Source organism: Rhizobium sp. BK529 (assembly GCF_014194105.1).
Taxonomy (GTDB): Bacteria; Pseudomonadota; Alphaproteobacteria; order Rhizobiales; family Rhizobiaceae; genus Rhizobium.
This window is the reverse complement of record NZ_JACIAU010000001.1, coordinates 343,940-365,645: the sequence shown is the minus strand read 5'-3', so window position 1 is coordinate 365,645 and position 21,706 is coordinate 343,940. Positions and strand designations below refer to the sequence as shown.

Below are 21,706 nucleotides of genomic sequence, written 5' to 3'. Positions count from 1 at the left end.
TAAGCGGCAGCAAGCGAGATATCGACGCTTGCTGCCGTACCCTACTTTACTCCCCCATTGCGATCAGGCTGGCATTGCCGCCTGCGGCAGCGGTGTTTACCGAGATCACTTGTTCAAGTGCAAATCGCTGCAGATAGGCCGGGCCGCCAGCCTTGAAGCCGGTTCCGGACAGGCCCGAGCCACCAAAAGGCTGGGTGCCGACGACGGCGCCGATCATGTTGCGGTTCACATAGACATTGCCGGTATCGAGCGCATCGGTGACGGTGCGGATCGTGGATTCGATGCGGCTGTGGACGCCGAGCGTCAAGCCGTAGCCGGAGGCTTGGATATCCTGCAGGACCTTCGGCAGCTCCTTCGCCTTCCATTTGACGATATGCAGGACAGGCCCGAAGACTTCCTTGGTCAAAGCCGCGGGCTTGTCGAGTTCGATAATATGCGGTGCGAAGAAGCTGCCGCCATCAGGCGCCTTGCCGGCATAGCGCACCTTCTGTGTTTTCTGCATATCGGCGATATGGGCTTCCAGCATCGCCTTCTGCTTCTCGTCGATGATCGGGCCGACATCGGTGGTTTCGAGTGCGGGATCGCCGAGCTGCAGCTCACGCGCAGCGCCCTCGATCATCTGCGTCATATGTTCGGCGACGTCCTCCTGCAGGAAGAGCAGGCGGAGGGCCGAGCAGCGCTGGCCGGCGGAACGGAAAGCCGAGAGGACGACGTCGTCGGCCACCTGCTCGCCGAGCGCGGTTGCATCGACCACCATGGCGTTGAGGCCACCGGTTTCGGCAATCAGCGGCACGATCGGCCCGTCCTTGGCGGCAAGCGCCCGGTTGATCGCCCAGGCCGTCTTCGTCGAACCGGTGAAGGCTACGCCAGCAAGGGCTGCATGCGCCGTGATCGCAGCGCCGACATCCGGACCGCCGGGGACAAAAAGCAGTGCCTCTTCCGGCACGCCGGCCTTGTGGAACAGCTTGACCGCCTCATAGGCGATCAGCGGCGTCTGCGGCGCAGGCTTTGCCAACACCGCATTGCCGGAAACAAGGGCTGCCGAAATCTGTCCGAGGAAGATCGCCAGCGGGAAATTCCAGGGCGAGATGCAGGCAAAGACGCCGCGCCCGCGCCAGAGGTAGCGATTGTCCTCGCCGGTCGGCCCCGGCATCTTGGTCACCGTGCCGAATAGACGTCGCGCCTCGCCGGCATAATAGCGGCAGAAATCCACGGCTTCGCGTACTTCGGCAACGCCATCATCGAGCGTCTTGCCGGCTTCTGCGGCCAGAAGCACCAGCAGCCTGTCGCGGTTTTCCTCCATAAGATCGGCCATGCGCTCCAGCGCCGATGCGCGCTCCTCGACGGAGCGGCGCGACCAGCTCTTGAAGCCCTTGCCTGCGACAGCGAAGGCCTTGTCGATATCCGCCGTAGTGGCGTTGCGGACAGAGCCGACGGTCTTTGAATGATCGGAGGGCGAGATGACGGGCACATCCGCACCACTGGCTGCGACGCCGGGGATGAGCGGTGTGGCCGAAATGGCGGCGAGGCCCTTGCTGATATTGCCCATCAGCTTCTCAAGCGTTGCGCGGTGGCCGAATTCCAGCCCGGCGCTGTTCTTGCGCTTACCATAGAGATGCAGCGGCATCGGAATCTTACTGTTACGCGCGCAGGCGCCGACATCGAATTCCAGCTTGTCTGCCGGACGCTCCAGCAGTGCCTTGATCGGCACGTTCTTGTCGCCGGCCATGGCGACGAAAGAAGAATTGGCACCGTTTTCGAGAAGCCGGCGCACGAGATAGGCGAGCAGATCGCGATAGCCGCCAACTGGCGCATAGATGCGGCAAGCGATGCGATCGTTTGAATTCAGCAGGTGATTGTAGAGGCTCTCGCCCATGCCATGCAGGCGCTGGAACTCGAAGCCGGAACGGTCATTGCCGGCAAGTTCCAGGATGGTGGAAACCGTCAGAGCATTATGGGTGGCAAATTGCGGGAAGATACGCGCCCGCTTGGCGAGCATGTGCTGCGCACAGGCGAGATAGGAAAGGTCCGTCGCCTGCTTGCGTGTCCAGACCGGATAATCGTCGAGCCCGCGCTCCTGCGCCCGCTTGACCTCGGTATCCCAGTAGGCGCCCTTGACAAGGCGCACCATCATGCGGCGGCCGTGCTTTGCACATAGCCCGTCGATATAGTCAATCACGGCGACAGCGCGTTTCTGATAGGCCTGGATCGCGAGACCGAAACCATCCCAGCCGGCGAGCGACGGATCGGAAAACACGGCCGCGATCACGTCGAGCGACAGTTCCAGCCGATCCGCCTCTTCGGCATCGATGGTAAAGTTGAGCTGGTGGGCCTTAGCCATCTGCGCAAGCTTCAGGAGATCGGGCACGAGCTCCTTTATCACCCGGTCGCGATGGGTGGCGAGATAGCGCGGATGCAGCGCCGAGAGCTTGACCGAGATGCCCATGCGGTCGGGCAGCTCCTTGGCCTTGCCGTTCTTCGCCATCCAGCCGCCGATTGCTTCGATCGCCATCGCGTAGGACTGCCAATAACGCTTGGCGTCCTCAGCCGTGCGCGCTCCCTCGCCCAGCATGTCGAAGGAGTGGCGATAGCCCTTCTCTTCGCTTTTGGCCGCGCGGTTCAGCGCATCCTTGATCGTCTCGCCGAGCACGAAATGATGGCCGAGGAAACGCATGGCCTGCTTGGTTGCATTGCGCACTGTCGGCAGACCCATGCGTTTGACCAGGCCGCGCACCACGCCTTCAGGCGTTTCGCCGGGGCGGATGATACGAGCCGAAAGGCCGAGCGCCCAGGCCGAGGCCGAAACGAACCAGCTGTCGGCCTTTCCCTCATGCTCGCTCCAGCCGCCCTCCTTGAGCTTGTCCTCAATCAGCTTGTCCTGCGTCAGCGCGTCGGGCACGCGCAACAGCGCCTCGGCAAGCACCATCAGTGCCAAACCTTCCTTGGTCGAAAGGCCATATTCCCGCAGGAAATCTTCCACGCCGCCGATCGATCCGGAATTGTTTCGGATCGCCTCGATCATGCCACTCGCACGGTTGTCGATCGCCATATCCTGCGCGGCTGAAAAGCGAAGGCCCTCGGCAAAACCATGCAGCAGACGATCGTCGTCACCGGCAAATGGAGCGTTGAATGGAGTAAAAGGCGTGGAAATCTGGGTCGACATGAAGGGTTCTCCGTGATTTCGGCAACATAGCTGTTCATTCGTGGCGTTTTTCACTAAACTGAAGCCAGCCAGCATGATCTTTGCCTACCGACCGCGTGAAAGGCCGCGAAAAATGAAAGAGCTTGACCGTCTCGACCGCAAGATTCTCCGCGCATTGCAGAAGGAGGGTCGGCTTTCGAACATAGAGCTCGCCGAGCGCGTCAACCTGTCGCCGACGGCAACGGCGGAACGCGTCAAACGGCTGACCCGGGATGGTTATATCACCGGCTACATGGCAATTCTTTCACCGGAAAAGCTCGGTCGAAATCTTCTCGTCTTCGTACAGGTTAAACTTGATCGCACCACACCTGACGTTTTTGATGCCTTTGCTGCCGCAGTAAAACGCAGCGACGACGTCATGGAATGTCACATGGTCGCAGGAGGCTTCGACTATCTGGTGAAGGCGCGCATGGCGGGGATGGAAGCTTATCGTCAATTCCTCTCTGAAGTGATTCTTTCTCTCCCCGGCGTACGCGAAACGCACACCTATGCAGTCATGGAAGAGGTAAAGGGCACCGCCCTTCTACCTGTATAGAGCAAAGACCAACTTAAACGCGTTTTTCGCCTGGTTAATTTTTCACGAAATGAATTAATCAGTGTGTGCTAAGTCAATTACCACTAGCATGCATACGGATTTATGTATTTGATAGCGGTAACATGAAGACTTGCGGGGGCATATAATGTCTTACATGACTACCTCTGAAAGGCAGTCCTTGCTGTCAAACGAATTGGCGGTGGCGCGTACGCGCGGCCTGTTTGCGCAAGCGCTTGGCAGGCTGGCGGCGGCTTTCGGTTTTGAATATGTCACTCTGCTGAACGCGCCCTCTCCGGAAGATCTGCTGCTCAAGCCGCTGATCATAGAGAGCTTGCTTCCAGCTTCTTACATCAGGGATTTCGACCGCGGACACATGTTGCGCGCCTGTCCCTTTGCCGCCCGCATGAGGGAATCGGCCGTACCGCAGGTCTGGCACCTCAGCGATCCGGGCCATGCCCAAGCCTTTCCTGGCGACATCAGAAATTTGATGCTCCAGCGCCGCATGATGGCCGGCCTCGCGATGCCGATCAATTCCGCCGATGGGCAACGCCTCGTCTTTTGGTTCGCTGGCGAGCGCGCACCCCTCGGCCAGAGCGAAATCAACGAACTCGCGATGATCGTTCTCTACGCCCTTGATACCTACAACGCTGTCAAGCGCAACGAGGAAAGCGCACATAATGCGCTTTCGGCGCGTGAGTTGGAGGTTGTGCGCTGGACCGCGCAGGGCAAGACCTCGATCGAGATCGGCCAGATCCTGGCGCTTTCGGACCATACGGTAAATGCCTATATGACCAACGCAATTAAAAAACTCGATTGCGTCAACCGCACCCAGTTGGTAGCAAAAGCCATCCGATTGAAGCTGATCAGCTGAGGAATCAGAAGAGAATCAGCGCGTCATCCCGAATTAGGGGGAAACCGTGCCTCTTCGTTTCGAACAGCCGGCCACCGAGCATCGGCCGCAATCCCGAGCCCATATCGATATTACCGATGCCGAAGCGCTGACGATGTTCGCCGCCTATCGCCTCTTCGGCTTCTGGCGTATGAACCTCGAGACGGGGCATTTCTTCGCCAGCGAAGACGTCCACCAGATTTTCGATCTTCCCTACAGCGAAGGCCCGGTCAATCTGACCGAACTCATGTCGCGCATTCATGAAGAAGACCGGTTGCTGATCGTCGAAACTTTCGAGCAGGCAAGCCTTTACAGGGTCGGCTTCCACTACGTCTATCGCGTCGACAACAGGCTCGGCGGCTACAAGATGGTGCGTACCGTCGGCCAGTTCCGCGACGATCTCAGCGGCGGCGGCATTGTCGGCATCACCTATGAATTCGTCGAGAAGATGCGCATCGTCGGCTTCGAGGACGGCGGCTCTCCGGCTTAAGCCGCATGGACCTAGCGGTCGAGCACGGCACGGATTTCCACGAGGTTCGAACGTACCCTCAATATATAGAAGCCCATCGTCGCAAGATGGCTCGGCATGATCCAGCCATCCTCGCGTCCGTTGGAAATGATCGCCGGCTGGACGCGAAGTGCCGCCTGGAATTGCCGTGTCGTACTAGCAAAAATTGCTCCGAGGTTTCGCTCCGACACAACCTGAGAGAAGTCCGACTGGGCCGCCGAAAGAATCGCGTAATACGCGTAGAGCTGGCCATAGGCGAACCAGAAGCGATCGTCGGCACGCGTGTCGAACCAGCCGCGATTGTGGTTTTCCGAGCGCTCAGCCAGCATGTCGGACGTGCTGCCTAGATCGTTGGCGATACGGTCGATAAACTGGATAAGGTTGTCGGCGCGACCGTCGAAGACCGCATTGCAGGCGGCCAGATCGGTATTGAACTTGCGCAGGCTGTTGATCGCTGCACGATAATAGGCTGGCGTCGGCGTCTTCGGTCCGAAAGGACTGAGGCCGAAATACCAGCTATATTCGTCGAACTGCAGATTGCCCCGCGCATTCTGCAGATCGTTGTTGATGCCGGACGTGCCGCGCACACGCCCCAGCGTATCGACAAGCTCCACCGATGTGCGGCGGACGGCCTGGTTGATGCCGCGCTGGAAAGATGCCTTGTTGTCAAGGAAGGGCGTGTGATCCCAGTCGACCCCGAAGAAGCCCATCTTATAGAGCACCATCGATGATATCCAGGCATTCTGGTTGACGTTGAAATCCGTCAGGTCCGCCGCGACATCGACGATTGCCGAGCGCTGGCAGGTCTTGGCAGCACTCCCGTCTGCCGCGGGAATTTCTTGCCCAGCCGGCACCTTACGATCAGAAAGACGATACTGATCGACGAAACTAGTGTTGAAATTTGACCAGATCTGCGTCTGCCATATGAAATAGCCGTAGAGAACGACGAGGAGCGCGAAAAACGCCAGGATCGGCAGCCGGATGAGCCACGTCCGCCGAGTGTACCATCCGTGCGCGGCCAGGAACGGCCAAAAGGCCCAGGCGGCAAAAAGGCGAACCCATCGGCTGATCGTCCGGCCGATCAGTTTGAAAAAACCGGCAATCCGGTCGAGCATCGTCGTCTCCTGTCAGGCGGCGAAACGGGGATATCTCTTTCCATCCACATATGCGCTCGATCGTCCAAGTACAACAACGGACAAGGATATTTCGGCCAAACGATGCGTGAGCCAGACACGACGATACAGGAGTGCCTCCCTCGTCGCCTGTCAGGAACGCAGCGAACGCAGGAATCCGAGCCCCAGCATGGGGGATTTGCGCACCACGTCGATTAGTGGTGCATCGGACCGTTCCTCGGCATAAACGGGGAATTTGCGGGCAAATTCCTGGTCGGCACGACTTTTGCGCTGAACCAGATCCTGGGGCACCAGCATGCCCTTCTCGAAAAGAGCGATGGAGGGAGCGATGTTCGGAAAAAGCTCCGGTCTGATCCTCATCTTTGTGCCCGGCCGCTCGGTATCGACCTGCGCCTGATAGATGATGAGCCGCTCCTCCGTATCGACCGAGAGCTTTCGGATGAGCACGTTGCAGCCGGCGATGCGGCTGTTCAGCCTGTCGACGAAAGCCTGGAACATGCCGATGAAGCGTTCGCGCCGCTGGCTCTCGTCGCGCATTGCATGTTCCTCGACGGAAATTCGCTCGGCTTCGGCGATCAGCGCCTGACGCTCCGTCTCCATCTGCTCCCAATGAGCCTTGTTGCCATAGACGCCGATACGGCCCTGTGCGTTCAATGCCTTGGCGTTGAGCTCCTTCATACGCATTCGCGCAATGTCGATCTTGTCGACCAGCCGCCGCCGATGCTCGACAATGTCGACGAGGCTGAGTTCCGCGCCCCTGTGACGCTCGACAAGGGACCGCCTCTGGCCTTCGAGCAGCATTGCCAGAAGATCGGATTTTGTCAGCAGATCGAGCAGCTGCTCCACGACCGGCGCCTCGCGCACCCGCGCGCTGTGCATGCGCCACATGCGCTGTCGAGAGAACCACCCGGCTATCTTTTCGCGTCGCGTTAGTCCGCGAAAACTGTCGAGATCGGCCGAAACCTTCGATGTCAACCGGTCGAGCGAAAAGACGAGTTCCGCAAGCAGCGCATCGAGCGTAGCGCTGTCGTTGAGGAAGGCCTGGAAGCGTGTATTCTGCTCGAGGAACGTCTCGTCGGATGAGCGCGTCCCATCGCCGTCGAAGCTCGAGATACAGGAGGCGCAATAAGCGGCCTCGCCGCCCATCGCCTCTGCAAGGTCTCGGGCAGCAGTATACTGGCTATCGAAGGGTGGGCTCTTGCGCACGGGGCACTCCCAGGGAATCTCCGTTTTCAAGATTAGTCATTTGCCACGGCAAAGAAAACAGGCGTCAACCTGCTCAGACCGGCTCGGCAATCCATTCGCCGTTCATTGCATCGTCCCAGTGGCGACGGCACAGCGAAACATATTTCTCATTCCCGCCGACATCGATCTGCGCGCCCTCGTGCAGCACCTTGCCATCGGCATCGAGCCGGACAACCATCGTCGCCTTGCGTCCGCAATGGCAGATAGTGCGCACCTCGCGCATCTCATCGGCAATCGCGAGCAGTTCCTGCGAGGCCGGGAAGAGTTTTCCCTGGAAATCCGTCCTCAAGCCGTAGACCATAACGGGGATGCCGAGCCTGTCGACCACACGCGCCAGTTGCCAGATGTGATCGCGCGTCATGAAATGCGCCTCGTCGACGAAAATGCAGGAGATCGGCTGCCCCTCAGCGCCGAGTTGCCGGATCAGCCCATAGAGATCGCTGTCGCTTTCGAAAGGGATGGCCTCCGCTTCAAGCCCGATACGCGATCCGATAACGCCGCTCCTGACCCGGTCGTCGAAGGCCGCAATCAAGAGAACCGTGCGCATGCCGCGCTCCTGGTAATTGTAGGAGGCCTGCAGCAGCATCGTCGACTTGCCGGCATTCATCGTCGAGTAGTTGAAATAGAGTTTTGCCATCGGATTCTCCTTGTCTGGCTTCTTGGAAGCTGGAGAACGCAAAGAAAAGCCCCGGCGAATCGATAATCACAGGAAATCCCGATGTTAAAATCGCCAAAAGCCTTGAAAACGAGGCATTCCCAAAAAACGCGAGTGCGTCGCAATCACATAGGCCGGAACGCCGCAAACGCGCCGAGATTGCTTGTAAAACTGGGCTAATGATGGTTGGCTTGGGAACGTAAGACTGGGAGTCTAAAATGAAAACAACAAGCGCATTCAAACTCGTTACCGCAACTGCTGTCGCTGCCCTCTCCGTTGCGACCGTCGCCTTCTCCGCTGATCCCGAAAGCTGCTCCACTGTCCATCTTTCCGACATCGGCTGGACGGACGTCACCTCCACCACTGCAACCGCTTCCCTGCTCCTCAAGAAGCTCGGCTATGAAACCGACGTCAAGGTTCTCTCATTGCCGGTCACCTATACGTCGATGAAGAACAAGGACATCGACGTCTTCCTTGGCAATTGGATGCAGTCCCAGAAGGGGGATATCCAGCCCTATCTCGACGACAAGTCTGTCGAGTCCTACGGTCCGAACCTCGTCGGCGCCAAGTACACCCTGGCGACCAATGCCAAGGGCGCCGAACTCGGCATCAAGGACTTCAAGGATATCGCCGCTCACAAGAGCGATCTCGACGGCAAGATCTACGGCATCGAGCCCGGTAATGACGGCAACCGCCACGTCATCGACATGATCGACAAGAACACCTTCGGCATGAAGGACATGGAACTTGTCGAATCCTCCGAGCAGGGCATGCTGGCGCAGGTCGCCCGCGCCGAAAAGGAAGGCAAGCCTATCGTCTTCCTCGGCTGGGAACCGCATCCGATGAATACCAACTTCAAGATCACCTATTTGTCGGGCGGCGATGATACCTTCGGACCGAACTTCGGCGGCGCTGAAGTCTATACCAACGTGCGTGCCGGTTACCTCGGCGAATGCCCGAATGTCGGGACGCTGGTCAAGAACCTGAAGTTCTCCCTGAAGATGGAGAATGAGATCATGAACAAGATCCTGAACGACGGTGAAGATCCGGAAAAGGCAGCGGGTGAGTGGCTGAAGGCTAATCCGTCAGCGGTCGAGCCCTGGCTTGCCGGCGTCAAGACGCGCGATGGCAGCGGTGATGGCCTTGCGGCTATCAAGTCCGGCCTCGGCCTCTGATGAGATGAACGGGGCGGACCTGCCGCCCCGTTTTCATTTTCATCCCGATCTTCGTTCTCAAAAGACAGGCGCGCCTCGTGAATTGGATCACTGACGCTAAAATTCCCATTGGCCCCTGGGCCAAATCATCAGTTGATTGGCTGACGACGAACGGCGAATGGTTCTTCAAGCAACTCTCCGCTCTGCTATCGCACGTCATCGACGGCCTGCTTTTCCTATTGCAGACGCCCAATCCGCTGATTGCCATCCTTATCATCAGCCTCGTCGCCTGGTGGCTGCGCCGATCGATAACGGTAGCGGTCTTCACCTGTCTTGGGCTGCTGCTCATCATGAACCAGGGCTACTGGAAAGAGACGACAGAAACGCTGGCGCTCGTGCTCGCCGCAACTTTCGTCAGCATGGTGATCGGCATTCCACTCGGCATTGCAGCTGCCCGTCGCGCCTGGATCTATGCGGCCATGCGACCCGTGCTTGACCTCATGCAGACCATCCCGACCTTTGTCTATCTGATTCCAGCCCTTATCCTTTTCGGCCTCGGCATGGTGCCAGGCCTGATCGCAACCGTCATCTTCGCGATCCCTGCCCCTATCCGCCTCACCCGTCTCGGCATCATCTCGACGCCCCCTTCCCTAGTCGAGGCCGCCGTCGCCTTTGGCGCGACGCCGATGCAGGTTCTTCGCAAGGTCGAGCTGCCCTTTGCAACGCCGCAGATCATGGCCGGCCTGACACAGACCATCATGCTCTCCCTCTCGATGGTTGTCATCGCCGCGCTCGTTGGCGCTCCCGGTCTCGGCGTACCCGTCGTGCGTGCCTTGAACACGGTCAACATCGCCAAGGGTTTTGAGGCCGGTTTCTGTATCGTCATCCTGGCAATCATTCTGGACCGCATGTTCCGCACCGCAGGCGAAGGAGATGGCGCATGACCGCGGTCAGTTTCAACGACGTCAGCATCATCTTCGGCGACCGGCCGGAAATCGGACTCGCCATGGTCGATAAGGGACGCACGCGCGATGAGATCAGCGCCGAAACGGGCCTCGTTCTCGGTGTGGCCAACGCGTCGCTGACGATACAGGAAGGCGAAATCCTCGTGCTGATGGGGCTTTCTGGCTCCGGCAAGTCGACACTTCTGCGCGCCGTCAATGGACTTGCACCCGTCGTGCGCGGCGACGTCGCCGTTTCGACGGCAACAGGGCCGGTGAACCCATACAAATGCAATGCCAAGGCGCTGCGCGATCTGCGCACGCATACCGTCTCCATGGTGTTCCAACAGTTCGCTCTCCTGCCATGGCGGACCGTCGCCGAAAATGTCGGCTTCGGCCTCGAACTCGCCGGCATGAAGGATGCGGAACGCAAGAACCGCGTCGGAGAGCAGCTCGAACTCGTCAACCTCACCAAATGGGCGGACCGCAAGGTCAATGAACTTTCCGGCGGCATGCAGCAGCGCGTTGGCCTTGCCCGGGCATTCGCCACCGGTGCTCCGATCCTGCTGATGGATGAGCCGTTCTCAGCGCTCGATCCGTTGATCCGCACGCGACTGCAGGACGAGTTGCTGGAATTCCAGCGGCGGCTGAAGAAGACCATCCTCTTCGTCAGCCACGATCTCGACGAGGCATTCCGCATCGGAAATCGCATTGCTATCATGGAGGGCGGACGGATCATTCAGTGCGGAACGCCGCAGGAAATCGTCAAGAACCCGGCCGACCAGTATGTCGCCGATTTCGTGCAGAACATGAACCCGATTAATATGCTGACGGCCTGCGACGTCATGCAGCCCGGGCTCGGCGATGCGGCAATCGGCATGTCGGTTAGCGCCACCGCACGCCCCACGACATCGCTTGTCGATATTCTCGATGCCCTCTCCCGGCAGCCCGGCAGCATCGGCGTGGTCGACAATGGCCAGGTCATCGGCACCATCTCGGCGCAGGATGTCGTCACCGGCCTGACGCGGCACAGGCGCAAGGAATAAGGCGCGTCACCGCAAAACTGTGCAGCGGTTTTGCAGTGACGGCAGCCGGAACAAGAACCTGAAGCGTGGCACCTGCATCCTGGAGATGACGGCGCGCTTTAGACTTGATCCATTCACTCCGCTTTGCAACATAGCGGATATGAAAGAACCGTCATCCACTTTGCGCGAAACCGACGACGAAGCCCGCAAGCTGGCACGCACCCTCCTGCGCTCCGCCCGCTTCGCGGCCCTTGCCGTTCTCGATCCTGAAACCGGCTTTCCCTTCGCAAGCCGGGTTCTTCTCGGCACCGACATTGACGGCGTGCCGGTCATTCTGGTTTCCGCGCTCTCGGCCCACACAAAAGCGATCGCCGCCGATGCCAGGGCGTCGCTGCTGACCGGCGAGCCAGGCAAGGGCGATCCGCTCGCCTATGCCCGCCTGACGACCCAATGCCGTGCGGAACTGGTGGACCGCGACACGCCCCTCCATACACGCATTCGCACCCGTTTTCTCGGCCGCCACGCCAAGGCGAAACTCTATATCGATTTTCCGGATTTCCGCTTCTTTCGCCTCATCCCGCAATCGGCCAGCCTTAATGGCGGCTTCGGTCGTGCCTACATTTTGGAAGGCAGCGATCTGGTGATTCACTCCCAATCAAACGACGACATCGCTGAAAAAGCTGACGCAGCAGTGCAAGATTTAGTAGCGCGCCATCCAAATCTGATGTCGGCGCTGATATCCAGGCTAAAGGTCTCTGAACCAGGCCCTTGGCGCATATGTGGGGTCGATTCTGAAGGTTTTGATATGATTTCAGGTGACTTATTGTTGCGTTACGAGTTCGACATACCCGCTGAGGATTTAGATCACATTTGTTCAAACATATCTAAAATAGCATACCTGGTACCTTAAATTTAGGTATATACAATCTTCGAGCCCAATTGCTAGTTTTCGCCGTCAGTCAAAGAACCGTCTGACGGCCTGTGCCTGTACGGATGATGTACGTTTCGCATTAGGAAGAAAAATATGGAAACCTCTGATTTGGCCGAGCACACCAATGTGGCGGCAGCTTTATTATCGGCCATGGCCAACCCCAAGCGTTTGCTGATCCTCACCAGCCTGGTAAAGGGAGAAGTGCCTGTCGGCGTTCTCGCCACTCAGGTCGGCTTGAGCCAGTCGGCCCTCTCCCAGCATCTGTCGAAATTGCGCGCTCAGAAGTTGGTCAAGACCCGTCGTGATGCACAGACGATCTACTACTCCAGCAACTCCGAACCGGTCATGAAAATCCTCGCAACACTCGAGGATATCTATGTGACCCAGAACCGCAGCAGGTCCGCTGCCTGATGTTCGCGCTGATATGATGTCAGCCTGAGCAGCGTTCCGAAGGAGACGTCTCCGCGGACGCCGCTTGCGCTAATCAGCACCTGAAGTCTGACAGACCGGCAATTCGCAAGATTTGCCGGTCTTGTTGCTTCAAGCATGTCGCGAAAAACGGCGCAGTGGTTTCGATCACGACATGCGGAACCAAGGACCTAAAGCGTGACAGCGAACCGAAGGATCGCGACACGTTCAAGGAAAGACGGGCCTAGCTGCCCACCACGCCGTTGTTGCCGCGCGTCAGCACGACGAGCGACGGACGGGCCGGTACGCCTGGTTTGAAGTCCGGCCAGCTGGTGCCGGCATCTTCCATCGAGGTCGCATCCTCATTGTCGGCCATGCGCAATTCACCCGGATGCTGAACCGAGAGGAATACGCTGGAACCATCAGAGGTAAAGGTCGGAGAGCAGGTCTCCGAACCGACTGGCGCGATATAGATGAGCTTCGGCAGGGCTCGGCCCGGACCTTCCGTATCCATGACATAGACGGAATCGGCGATGCCTTCCGGCGGCGGACCGTCGGTCGTTATCCAAAGACGGCCTGCCGGATCCACAGCGAGGTTGTCAGGATCAGTGAACCAGCCTGACGAGGTGGTCGCCGGGTGGAACATCGCCTGGTCTTCGGGTTTTGCCGGATCGCCGCAGAGGACGAAGACATCCCACTTGAAGCTTTCGGCCGCATAATCCGGCTTGTCAGGACTGCCGGGCGCCACGAGCTCCAGCAGATGGCCGTAGGGGTTCGGACCGCGCGGATTGGCGACGTTGACCTGTTCGCGCTCCTTGTCACCCTCGCCCTTCGGCAAGCGGTCCTCATTCTCTGTCATGGCGACGTAAAGCTTGCCGGTGCCGAGATGCGGGATGAAGCCTTCCGGCCCATCCATCGGTGTAGCACCGACGAGGTCCGCGGCAGCGCGGGTCGCCAGAACCACATCGGCCTGCGTCTTGAAACCGGCCTCCGCCGTCAGCGGGCCTTCGCCGGCAACGAGGGGAATCCAGCGCATCGTGCCATCGCTCTCGAACTTGGCGACCGATAGCGTGCCGTGGTCGAGCAGATCCTTGTTGGCCGCCCGATCATTGGGTTTCCACGGATCGCGGGTGACGAAGCGGTAGATATATTCGAAATCGTCATCATCGCCCATGAAGACCACGACGCGCCCGTCGGGAGCGACGCAACATTGCGCGCCTTCATGGGTCATGCGGCCGAGCGACGTACGCTTGACCGGCTTTGCCGTCGGATCGAACGGATCGATTTCGACCACCCAGTCGAAACGCATCCACTCATTCGGCTCCTCCTCGAACTTGAAACGCGGCTCGACGCGGCTGACGGAATAGATATCGTTTTCATCTTCATCCCAGCCCTGGCGTTCGACCAGTTCCTGGTTCGGTTTGGTATAGTCGCCGGCAAAAACGTCCATCGCGCCTTCTTCGCCCGAGAGCATCGTGCCCCAGGGCGTAATGCCGCCATTGCAGTTCGAGATCGTGCCGAACACGACCGTGCCGGTCGGATCGGCCTTGGTCTTGAGACGATCGTCACCGGCAGCCGGGCCGGAAATGCCGATTTCCGTGCTCATATGAATGCGGCGGTTATATTTGCCGTCCTTGACCACCTGCCACTGGTTGCCATCCTTGCGCACCTCGAAGACGGACACGCCGACAGCGGCCATGACCGCGCGGATCTGGTCCTCCGTCATCTTCTCGCGGTAATCCTCCGCTGTCAGACCCGGGAACATCAGGAAGGGCGTCGCATATTCATGGCTGACGACCATCAGCCCGTGATCAGAGCTCTTCTCGCCCCAGGGCAACGGCAGGAACTGCGTGAAGTCGTTATTGTAGCCGAACTGGCGCTCGGCCGCCTTGCCGTTGAGCTTGGTGACGTCGAATTCCGGGCTGTCGGCAAAGAGAGCGTCACCCCAGCGAACAAGGATCTGGCGCTCGTAACCTTCGGGCCAGTGATCGGTGGTGTCGCGCACGCGCTTTAGCTCGGGGAAAGTGAGCGTCGACTCGGCAGCCTCTGCTTTCGTTGCTTTGAGCGCTGGCGCAAAAGCAGCCGCCCCCACGGCTGCGATGAAGCCCTTGAGAACGGTGCGGCGACGAACGCCTTCTTCGAGAATGGTGCCGTAGCTCGGCGCAAATGCACGCCGCGGATTGGGACGCGGTCTGGTCTTCTGGCGGTCCGTCATGACTACCTCCGGTAAAAACGGTTGAATTTCAATGAAATGAAAAAATGCCCCTCGGCCATTGCGGCCATCGGTCTTTGTAGCCATGTCGGGCGAAGGATTGATGACGCATCAAGCATTCGGGAACGTCAGATGGCGACGCTTCTGCGGCTTGACGCTTTTCCGGGCGCTGATAATTTGACCGGGCAGTAAAAAATAATCGGCGCCAAGCCTAAAACGGGAACGGCCTCCCCAACGGCCAGGAGAACAGCATGTCCAACCGCCTGAATGCAACGCCAAACGACCTTCGCGCCTTTTGGATGCCCTTTACCGCGAACCGCCAGTTCAAGAAGGAACCGCGCCTCTTCGTGAGCGCGAAGGATATGTACTACCAGACCCATGACGGGCGTCAGGTTCTGGACGGTACGGCTGGCCTCTGGTGCGTCAATGCCGGACACTGCCGCCCGAAGATCACCGAAGCGATCCGTGAGCAGGCGGGCGAACTCGACTACGCCCCAGCCTTCCAGCTCGGCCACCCCAAGGCCTTCGAGCTTGCCAACCGGTTGGTTGATATCGCACCCGAGGGCATGAACCACGTCCTCTACACCAATTCCGGTTCTGAATCGGTCGAGACGGCTCTCAAGGTCGCTCTTGCCTATCACCGCGTCAAAGGCAATGGCTCGCGCTTCCGCTTGATCGGCCGCGAGCGCGGCTATCACGGCGTCAATTTCGGCGGCATCTCCGTCGGCGGCATCGTCACCAACCGCAAGATGTTCGGCACGCTGCTGACCGGCGTCGACCACATGCCGCACACCCACCTGCCCGGCAAGAACAATTTCACCCGCGGCGAACCCGAGCACGGCGGCGATCTCGCGACCGAACTCGAGCGCATCGTCACCCTGCATGACGCCTCAACGGTCGCCGCCGTCATCGTCGAGCCAGTCGCCGGCTCCACCGGCGTTCTCATTCCGCCGAAGGGCTATCTGCAGAAGCTGCGCGAGATCTGCACCAAGCATGGCATCCTGCTGATCTTCGACGAGGTCATCACCGGCTTCGGCCGCCTCGGCGCTCCTTTCGCTGCTCAATATTACGACGTGAAGCCTGATATCATCACCACCGCCAAAGGCCTGACCAACGGCGTCATCCCGATGGGTGCCGTCTTCGTGACCTCGGAAATCCATGATGCCTTCATGAACGGCCCCGAGCATATGATCGAGTTCTTCCACGGCTATACCTATTCCGGGAACCCGATCGCTTCGGCTGCCGCGATTGCGACGCTCGACACCTACAAGGAAGAAGGCCTGTTGACCCGCGCAGGCGAGCTTTCCGACTACTGGGCCGATGCGCTGCACTCGCTGAAGGATTGCCCCAACGTCATCGACATCAGAAATACAGGTCTCATCGGCGCCATCGAGCTTGACCCGATCGCCGGCGAACCCACCAAACGCGCCTTTACGGCCTTCCTTAAGGCTTACGAAAGCGGCCTGCTGATCCGCACAACAGGCGACATTATCGCGCTATCGCCACCGCTGATCATCGAGAAGAAACACATCGACGAGCTCTTCGGCAAGCTGCGCACGATCCTGCAGAACAATATCTAACTCGATCATCCCGACTGAATTCAAGGGCGAGGCTTCGGCCTCGCCCTTTCTTTTGATGTCGGCGACCTCGATGGCGTTATCGGCCTCCGTCGTGAGAAATTTCCTGCAGACGGGGCAAATCAGCCCAAGCTACCGGCCTGATTACTGACTTCCTGCGAAAGGCCCTCTCTCAGCAATAGCGCATCTCCCTCATCTCGGCGCCTCGGCCACTGGGGATGAGGGAGCATTCGGGCTTGCGATCGGCCAGGCCGGCGATCGAAATGCACCGCCGATAGATTTGGCGAAGCAGGTTTCGCTTCAGCTTTCTGCAAAGGTTGCAAGTGAAGCGTGATTCAAAGCGCGCAATCGGAAAAACGTCACCTGTTGACTGAGGTTACCTGATATGGCCATGGCAAGCCTGCGAGTGGCCGCACACGCAGACCGAAAATTGCGGCAAATGGACTGAAAAATCAAAAAATCGGGCGTAATCTTTTCAAAATTGGCAAAGAGATGACCGATCTTGTTATCATCTTGCGGAACCTTACCGAAATTTCTAGAAATCTTGCCATGTGCTGCGCGAGCCAAACATGGCCGCGAAGCTCATTGATCGCGCAGCTTTTCCTCGTCCTTGGCACGCTTCCGCAGGAAGCACTGACAAAGAAACGGCCTGCGTGGCAAGCAACCGGTGGTCGAAGGCGACCCCACCCAAGGAGACAGAACATGACCCTGAAGACTCTGACGGCGACGCTTGTCGCCTCTCTGGTGTTTGCGCCACTTGCGCATGCGGATATAACCATCGGCCTCATCGCTCCGCTGACCGGTCCGGTGGCTGCCTATGGCCATCAGGTAAAGAACGGCGCGCAGACCGCTGTCGATGAAATCAACAAGAAGGGCGGCATTCTCGGTCAGAAGGTCGTCCTCGAACTTGCCGACGACGCCGGCGAACCGAAGCAGGGCGTTTCCGCTGCAAACAAGGTTGTCGGCGAAGGTATTCACTTCGTCGTCGGTCCGGTCACCTCTGGCGTTGCTATCCCGGTTTCCGACGTTCTGGCGGAAAACGGCGTGCTGATGGTCACCCCGACCGCCACCGCGCCTGACCTCACCAAGCGCGGCCTGACGAACGTTCTGCGCACCTGCGGCCGTGACGACCAGCAGGCTGAAGTCGCCGCCAAATACGTTCTCGCACATTTCAAGGATAAGCGCGTCGCTATCATCAACGACAAGGGCGCTTATGGTAAGGGCCTCGCCGATGCCTTCAAGGCAACGCTGAACGCCGGCGGCGTCACCGAAGTCATCAACGACTCTATCACGCCCGGCGACAAGGATTTCTCCGCATTGACGACTCGCATCAAGGCCGAGAATGTCGATCTCATCTATTTCGGCGGCTATCACCCGGAAGGTGGACTGCTGGCCCGCCAGCTGCATGACCTCTCGGTCAACGCTCAGATCATCGGCGGCGACGGCCTCTCCAACACCGAATTCTGGACGATCGGCACGGATGCGGCAGCCGGCACGCTGTTCACCAACGCTTCCGACGCTACCAAGAGCCCGGACTCCAAGGTTGCTGCCGACGCACTCGCCGCCAAAAAGATCCCGGCCGAAGCTTTCACGCTCAACGCCTATGCCGCAGTCGAAGTGCTGAAGGCCGGAATCGAGAAGGCTGGCAGCGCCGACGACGCGGAAGCTGTCGCGGCTGCCCTGAAGAGCGGCGAAGAGATCCCGACCGCAATCGGCAAGCTCACCTACGGCGAAACCGGCGACCTCTCATCTCAGAGCTTCTCGCTCTACAAGTGGGAAGGCGGCAAGATCGTCGCTGCCGAATAAGCGGAACGAATGAAACACTGGATCGGGCGCCATGGCGCCCGGTTTCGTTTGTGGGCATCGAATCCGGAAACAGATGCGCTATAACTCGCGGAATCGATTGCATCACGAGGATAGTTATGACCGCCAAGCTCGAACATCTCATCGATCAGGGCGTGGGTCGCCTTCCGGCCGATATCGTGTTGAAAGGCGGACAGTTCTTCGATCTGGTGACAGGCGAACTCGTTCAGTCGGACATCGCCATCGGCGGCGACCGCGTTGTCGGTACCTACGGCACCTACAACGGTGAGACTGAGATCGATATTTCTGGGAAGATCGTCGTTCCAGGCTTCATCGATACCCACCTGCACATCGAATCCTCGCTGGTCACGCCCCATGAATTCGACCGCTGTGTCCTGCCTTACGGCGTGACGACCGCGATCTGCGACCCCCATGAGATCGCCAACGTGCTCGGCAAGGAAGGCATCGAATTCTTCCTCGCTTCGGCGCTGGAAACCGTCATGGATATCCGCGTCCAGCTTTCCTCCTGCGTGCCGGCCACGCATCTGGAAACGTCAGGCGCCGACCTGCCGGTCGAAAGCCTCCTGCCCTATCGCGACCACCCCAAAGTTATCGGCCTTGCCGAATTCATGAATTTTCCCGGCGTGATTCATAAGGATCCCGTCTGCATGGCCAAACTCGACGCCTTCCAGGGCGGACATATAGACGGGCACGCGCCGCTTCTCTCTGGCAAGGATCTCAACGGCTATCTTTCTGCCGGCATCCGCACTGAGCATGAATGCACGAGCGCCGCTGAGGCACTGGAGAAAATCCGCAAAGGCGTGCATATCTTGGTTCGCGAGGGCTCGGTTTCGAAGGACCTGCATGCCCTGATGCCCATCATCACGGAGCGTCTGTCTCCCTACCTCGCGCTGTGCACCGATGATCGCAATCCGCTTGATATCGCCGAGCAGGGCCATCTTGACTACATGATCCGCACGGCAATCGCCAAAGGCGTCGAACCGGTGGCGATCTACCGTGCTGCCTCGATCTCCGCCGCGCGCGCTTTCGGCCTGCGTGACCGCGGCCTCGTTGCCCCCGGCTGGCGCGCCGATCTTGTCATTATCGACAGCCTGGAGAATTGCCGGGCAGAGATGGTCTTCTCGGCCGGCCGCCAAGTGACCGATGCGCTTTTTGCCACCCGAAAGCCCGTGTCGCCCGTCGGCCTCGACAGCGTCAAAGCGCGGCCGGTCAATGCGGCCCATTTCGGCGTGCCCGTCTCGGAGGGCGAAACCTCGGTCATCGGCGTCATGCCCGGCAAGATCATCACCGAGCACCGTCGCTACCGCCTGCCAGCCAACGGCAACCAGACGACCGTCGACCTCGGCAACGATATCATCAAGGTCGCCGTCATCGAGCGCCATGGCAAGAATGGCAATCACGCCAACGGTTTCGTTCAGGGTTTTGGATTGAAGAAAGGCGCCATCGCCTCGACAGTCGGCCATGACAGCCACAATATCTGCGTCGTCGGTGTCAGCGAGGATGACATGGCGCTCGCCGCCAACCGTCTCGGCGAGATCAAGGGAGGCTTCGTGGTGGTCGAAGACGGCAAGGTCACCGGCGAGATCGCCCTGCCCGTCGCAGGCCTGATGAGCCTGGAACCTTACGAGACGGTACGCGACACGCTGCACCATCTGCGCAAGGCCGCCTACGCCCTCGGCACGACATTGGAAGAACCTTTCCTTCAGGTCGCCTTCCTGCCCCTGCCCGTGATCCCGCATTTGAAGATCTCGGACAAGGGAATGGTGGATGTCGATCGTTTTATGCTGATCGGCTGACCGCTTAGCTGATGCGGGCACAGAAAGCGTCGAGCGCACCGAGCTTCACCGCATGAGCGCCGGCAACAGCATGGAACCCCGGCATCGCCAGCGTAGCGCCCAACTTCATGCCTGCAGGAAGCTCAAATTCCGCAGGCTCACGGGTCAGGTTGAAGACAAAAAGCAACTTCTCGTCACCCTTTTCGCGGACGAAAGACAGGAGATTCTTGTCCGCACCGACGAACTCCATGCTGCCATCAAGCAGCACGGGCTGGCTCTTCCGGAATTCAAGTGTGCGCCGATAATGGTGCAGAACCGAGCCCTCATTATTTTCCTGCGTGTCGACGGCAAGCGCTGCCTGTTCATAGGGCACCGGCAGCCAGCTCTTCTCCGCGCTGGTAAACCCCGCATGCGCCTTGCCGGCCTCCCACGGCATCGGCGTGCGGCATCCGTCACGACCCTTGAAGGCCGGCCAGAAGCGGATGCCATAGGGGTCGCGCAGGTCTTCGAAGGCGAGTTCCGCCTCCGGTAGTCCCAATTCCTCGCCCTGATAGAGGCAGATCGATCCTCGCAAGGCCGCAAGCACTGAAATCGCCAGCTTGGCGATCACGGGACGTTCCTCTTCCGTCAGGGCGAAGCGGCTGACATGACGATTGACGTCATGATTGGAGAAGGCCCAGCAGACCCAGCCGTCCTTCACCATGCGCTGAAAGGTCTCGACACAGCCGCGAATATGATCGGCGGTGAAATCCGGTCCGAGCAGATCGAACGTATAGCACATATGCAGCTTGTCGCCGCCGGTCGTATAGGCGGCAACGGTCTTCAGTGAGCGCGCTCCATCACCGACTTCACCGACGGTCGTGCGCCCCTCGTATTGATCGAGCAGAGCCCGGAAACGCTTGAGGAATTCGAGGTTCTCCGGCTGCGTCTTGTCATAAAGATGGTTCTGCATGCCATAGGGATTGGTGTCGGGCGCATCGAGACCGACCTGATCCGGGTCGGGCTCGTGCGGCGGATTATCCCGAAGCAGCTTGTCGCAAAAGTAGTAATTCACCGTGTCCAGGCGGAATCCATCCACGCCGCGGTCGAGCCAGAATTTTACGGTCTGCAGAACTGCGTCCTGAACCTCCTTGCTGTGAAAGTTCAGGTCAGGCTGCGAGGTCAGGAAGTTGTGCTGGTAATATTGCCGGCGCACGCCGTCCCATTCCCAGCCGGGGCCGCCGAAGATCGACAGCCAGTTGTTCGGCGCCGTCCCGTCCGGCTTCGGATCGGCCCAGACATACCAATCGGCCTTCTCGTTCGTACGGCTGGAACGGCTCTCCACGAACCACGGATGCCGGTCGGATGTATGGGAAATCACCTGATCGATGATGACCTTGATGCCGAGCCTGTGGGCCTCTGCCATCATCGCGTCGAAATCGTCGAGCGTGCCGAAAATCGGCTCGACGTCGCAATAATCGGAGACGTCATAGCCCATGTCGGCCATGGGCGACTTGAAGAAGGGAGAAAGCCAGATCGCATCGACGCCGAGGCTCGCAATATGGGAAAGACGCCGGGTTATACCTCTGAGATCGCCGAGCCCATCGCCGTTCGTATCCTGAAACGAGCGCGGATAAACCTGATAGATCACCGCACCGCGCCACCAATCCGCGTTCCCACCTCTCTGCAATGCCATTGCCGCCATCTCCCGCT

General features: G+C 59.3%; 17 protein-coding genes. 11 read left to right on the top strand and 6 right to left on the bottom strand.

Annotated elements, in window-relative coordinates; genetic code table 11:
• Positions 1-46: 46 nt before the first annotated feature.
• Positions 47-3,163, bottom strand: a complete 3,117-nt coding sequence (gene putA, locus FHX08_RS01775) for a bifunctional proline dehydrogenase/L-glutamate gamma-semialdehyde dehydrogenase PutA (protein WP_132653598.1) — start codon at positions 3,161-3,163, stop codon at positions 47-49.
• 112 nt (positions 3,164-3,275) lie between these two features.
• Here putA and FHX08_RS01770 point away from each other — a divergent pair, with 112 nt between their 5' ends.
• From FHX08_RS01770 to FHX08_RS01760, 3 genes are all read left to right on the top strand, one after another.
• Positions 3,276-3,737 carry an Lrp/AsnC ligand binding domain-containing protein gene (locus FHX08_RS01770; RefSeq protein WP_007824522.1) on the top strand — a complete coding sequence of 154 codons (462 nt, stop codon included), beginning with the start codon at positions 3,276-3,278 and terminating at the stop codon, positions 3,735-3,737.
• A gap of 145 nt (positions 3,738-3,882) precedes the next feature.
• Positions 3,883-4,608: a LuxR family transcriptional regulator gene (locus tag FHX08_RS01765; protein ID WP_132653597.1), complete on the top strand. Its 726-nt coding sequence runs from the start codon at positions 3,883-3,885 to the stop codon at positions 4,606-4,608.
• Positions 4,609-4,654: 46 nt separating this feature from the next.
• Positions 4,655-5,116 carry a diguanylate cyclase gene (locus tag FHX08_RS01760; RefSeq protein ID WP_132653596.1) on the top strand — a complete coding sequence of 154 codons (462 nt, stop codon included), beginning with the start codon at positions 4,655-4,657 and terminating at the stop codon, positions 5,114-5,116.
• Between the two features lie 11 nt (positions 5,117-5,127).
• Here the strand turns inward: FHX08_RS01760 and FHX08_RS01755 are convergent, their stop codons facing one another.
• The 3 genes from FHX08_RS01755 to FHX08_RS01745 all read right to left on the bottom strand — a co-directional run bounded on the left by FHX08_RS01755 (position 5,128) and on the right by FHX08_RS01745 (position 8,149).
• A complete protein-coding gene (locus FHX08_RS01755) occupies positions 5,128-6,249 on the bottom strand; it encodes a DUF2333 family protein (RefSeq protein ID WP_132653595.1) in 1,122 nt (373 codons plus the stop codon).
• Positions 6,250-6,399: 150 nt separating this feature from the next.
• Complete coding sequence (locus FHX08_RS01750; RefSeq protein WP_132653594.1) at positions 6,400-7,473, bottom strand: hypothetical protein; 1,074 nt, start codon at positions 7,471-7,473, stop codon at positions 6,400-6,402.
• Positions 7,474-7,546: 73 nt separating this feature from the next.
• Entirely contained in the window at positions 7,547-8,149 is a 603-nt protein-coding gene (locus FHX08_RS01745) for a thymidine kinase (RefSeq protein ID WP_132653593.1), read from the bottom strand.
• A 236-nt stretch (positions 8,150-8,385) separates the two neighbouring features.
• On the opposite strand from FHX08_RS01745, the gene FHX08_RS01740 reads away from it, so the two are divergent.
• The 5 genes from FHX08_RS01740 to FHX08_RS01720 all read left to right on the top strand — a co-directional run bounded on the left by FHX08_RS01740 (position 8,386) and on the right by FHX08_RS01720 (position 12,629).
• Complete coding sequence (locus FHX08_RS01740; RefSeq protein WP_132653592.1) at positions 8,386-9,342, top strand: choline ABC transporter substrate-binding protein; 957 nt, start codon at positions 8,386-8,388, stop codon at positions 9,340-9,342.
• A 77-nt stretch (positions 9,343-9,419) separates the two neighbouring features.
• Positions 9,420-10,265 (top strand): choline ABC transporter permease subunit, encoded by an 846-nt coding sequence (gene choW, locus FHX08_RS01735; protein ID WP_132653591.1) that lies wholly within the window; start codon positions 9,420-9,422, stop codon positions 10,263-10,265.
• The gene (gene choV / locus FHX08_RS01730; protein WP_132653590.1) at positions 10,262-11,308 is read left to right on the top strand and encodes a choline ABC transporter ATP-binding protein; all 1,047 of its coding nucleotides are present in this window, start codon (positions 10,262-10,264) and stop codon (positions 11,306-11,308) included. The genes choW and choV overlap by 4 nt, the downstream gene beginning before the upstream one ends.
• Before the next feature lie 139 nt (positions 11,309-11,447).
• Positions 11,448-12,197, top strand: coding sequence for a HugZ family protein (locus FHX08_RS01725; protein WP_132653589.1), 750 nt, complete (start codon positions 11,448-11,450; stop codon positions 12,195-12,197).
• A gap of 114 nt (positions 12,198-12,311) precedes the next feature.
• Complete coding sequence (locus FHX08_RS01720; RefSeq protein ID WP_113208129.1) at positions 12,312-12,629, top strand: ArsR/SmtB family transcription factor; 318 nt, start codon at positions 12,312-12,314, stop codon at positions 12,627-12,629.
• A gap of 241 nt (positions 12,630-12,870) precedes the next feature.
• Here FHX08_RS01720 and FHX08_RS01715 read toward each other — a convergent pair whose 3' ends face one another.
• Complete coding sequence (locus tag FHX08_RS01715) at positions 12,871-14,841, bottom strand: PhoX family phosphatase (protein ID WP_132653588.1); 1,971 nt, start codon at positions 14,839-14,841, stop codon at positions 12,871-12,873.
• A gap of 248 nt (positions 14,842-15,089) precedes the next feature.
• Here FHX08_RS01715 and FHX08_RS01710 point away from each other — a divergent pair, with 248 nt between their 5' ends.
• The 3 genes from FHX08_RS01710 to ade all read left to right on the top strand — a co-directional run bounded on the left by FHX08_RS01710 (position 15,090) and on the right by ade (position 20,035).
• On the top strand, positions 15,090-16,418 hold the full coding sequence (locus FHX08_RS01710; RefSeq protein ID WP_184326822.1) for an aspartate aminotransferase family protein: 1,329 nt from the start codon (positions 15,090-15,092) through the stop codon (positions 16,416-16,418).
• 699 nt (positions 16,419-17,117) lie between these two features.
• The gene (locus FHX08_RS01705) at positions 17,118-18,221 is read left to right on the top strand and encodes a branched-chain amino acid ABC transporter substrate-binding protein (RefSeq protein ID WP_184326821.1); all 1,104 of its coding nucleotides are present in this window, start codon (positions 17,118-17,120) and stop codon (positions 18,219-18,221) included.
• 116 nt (positions 18,222-18,337) lie between these two features.
• Positions 18,338-20,035, top strand: coding sequence for an adenine deaminase (gene ade, locus FHX08_RS01700; RefSeq protein WP_184326820.1), 1,698 nt, complete (start codon positions 18,338-18,340; stop codon positions 20,033-20,035).
• A gap of 4 nt (positions 20,036-20,039) precedes the next feature.
• Here the strand turns inward: ade and FHX08_RS01695 are convergent, their stop codons facing one another.
• Complete coding sequence (locus tag FHX08_RS01695) at positions 20,040-21,689, bottom strand: alpha-glucosidase family protein (protein ID WP_184326819.1); 1,650 nt, start codon at positions 21,687-21,689, stop codon at positions 20,040-20,042.
• Between the last annotated feature and the right edge of the window lie 17 nt (positions 21,690-21,706).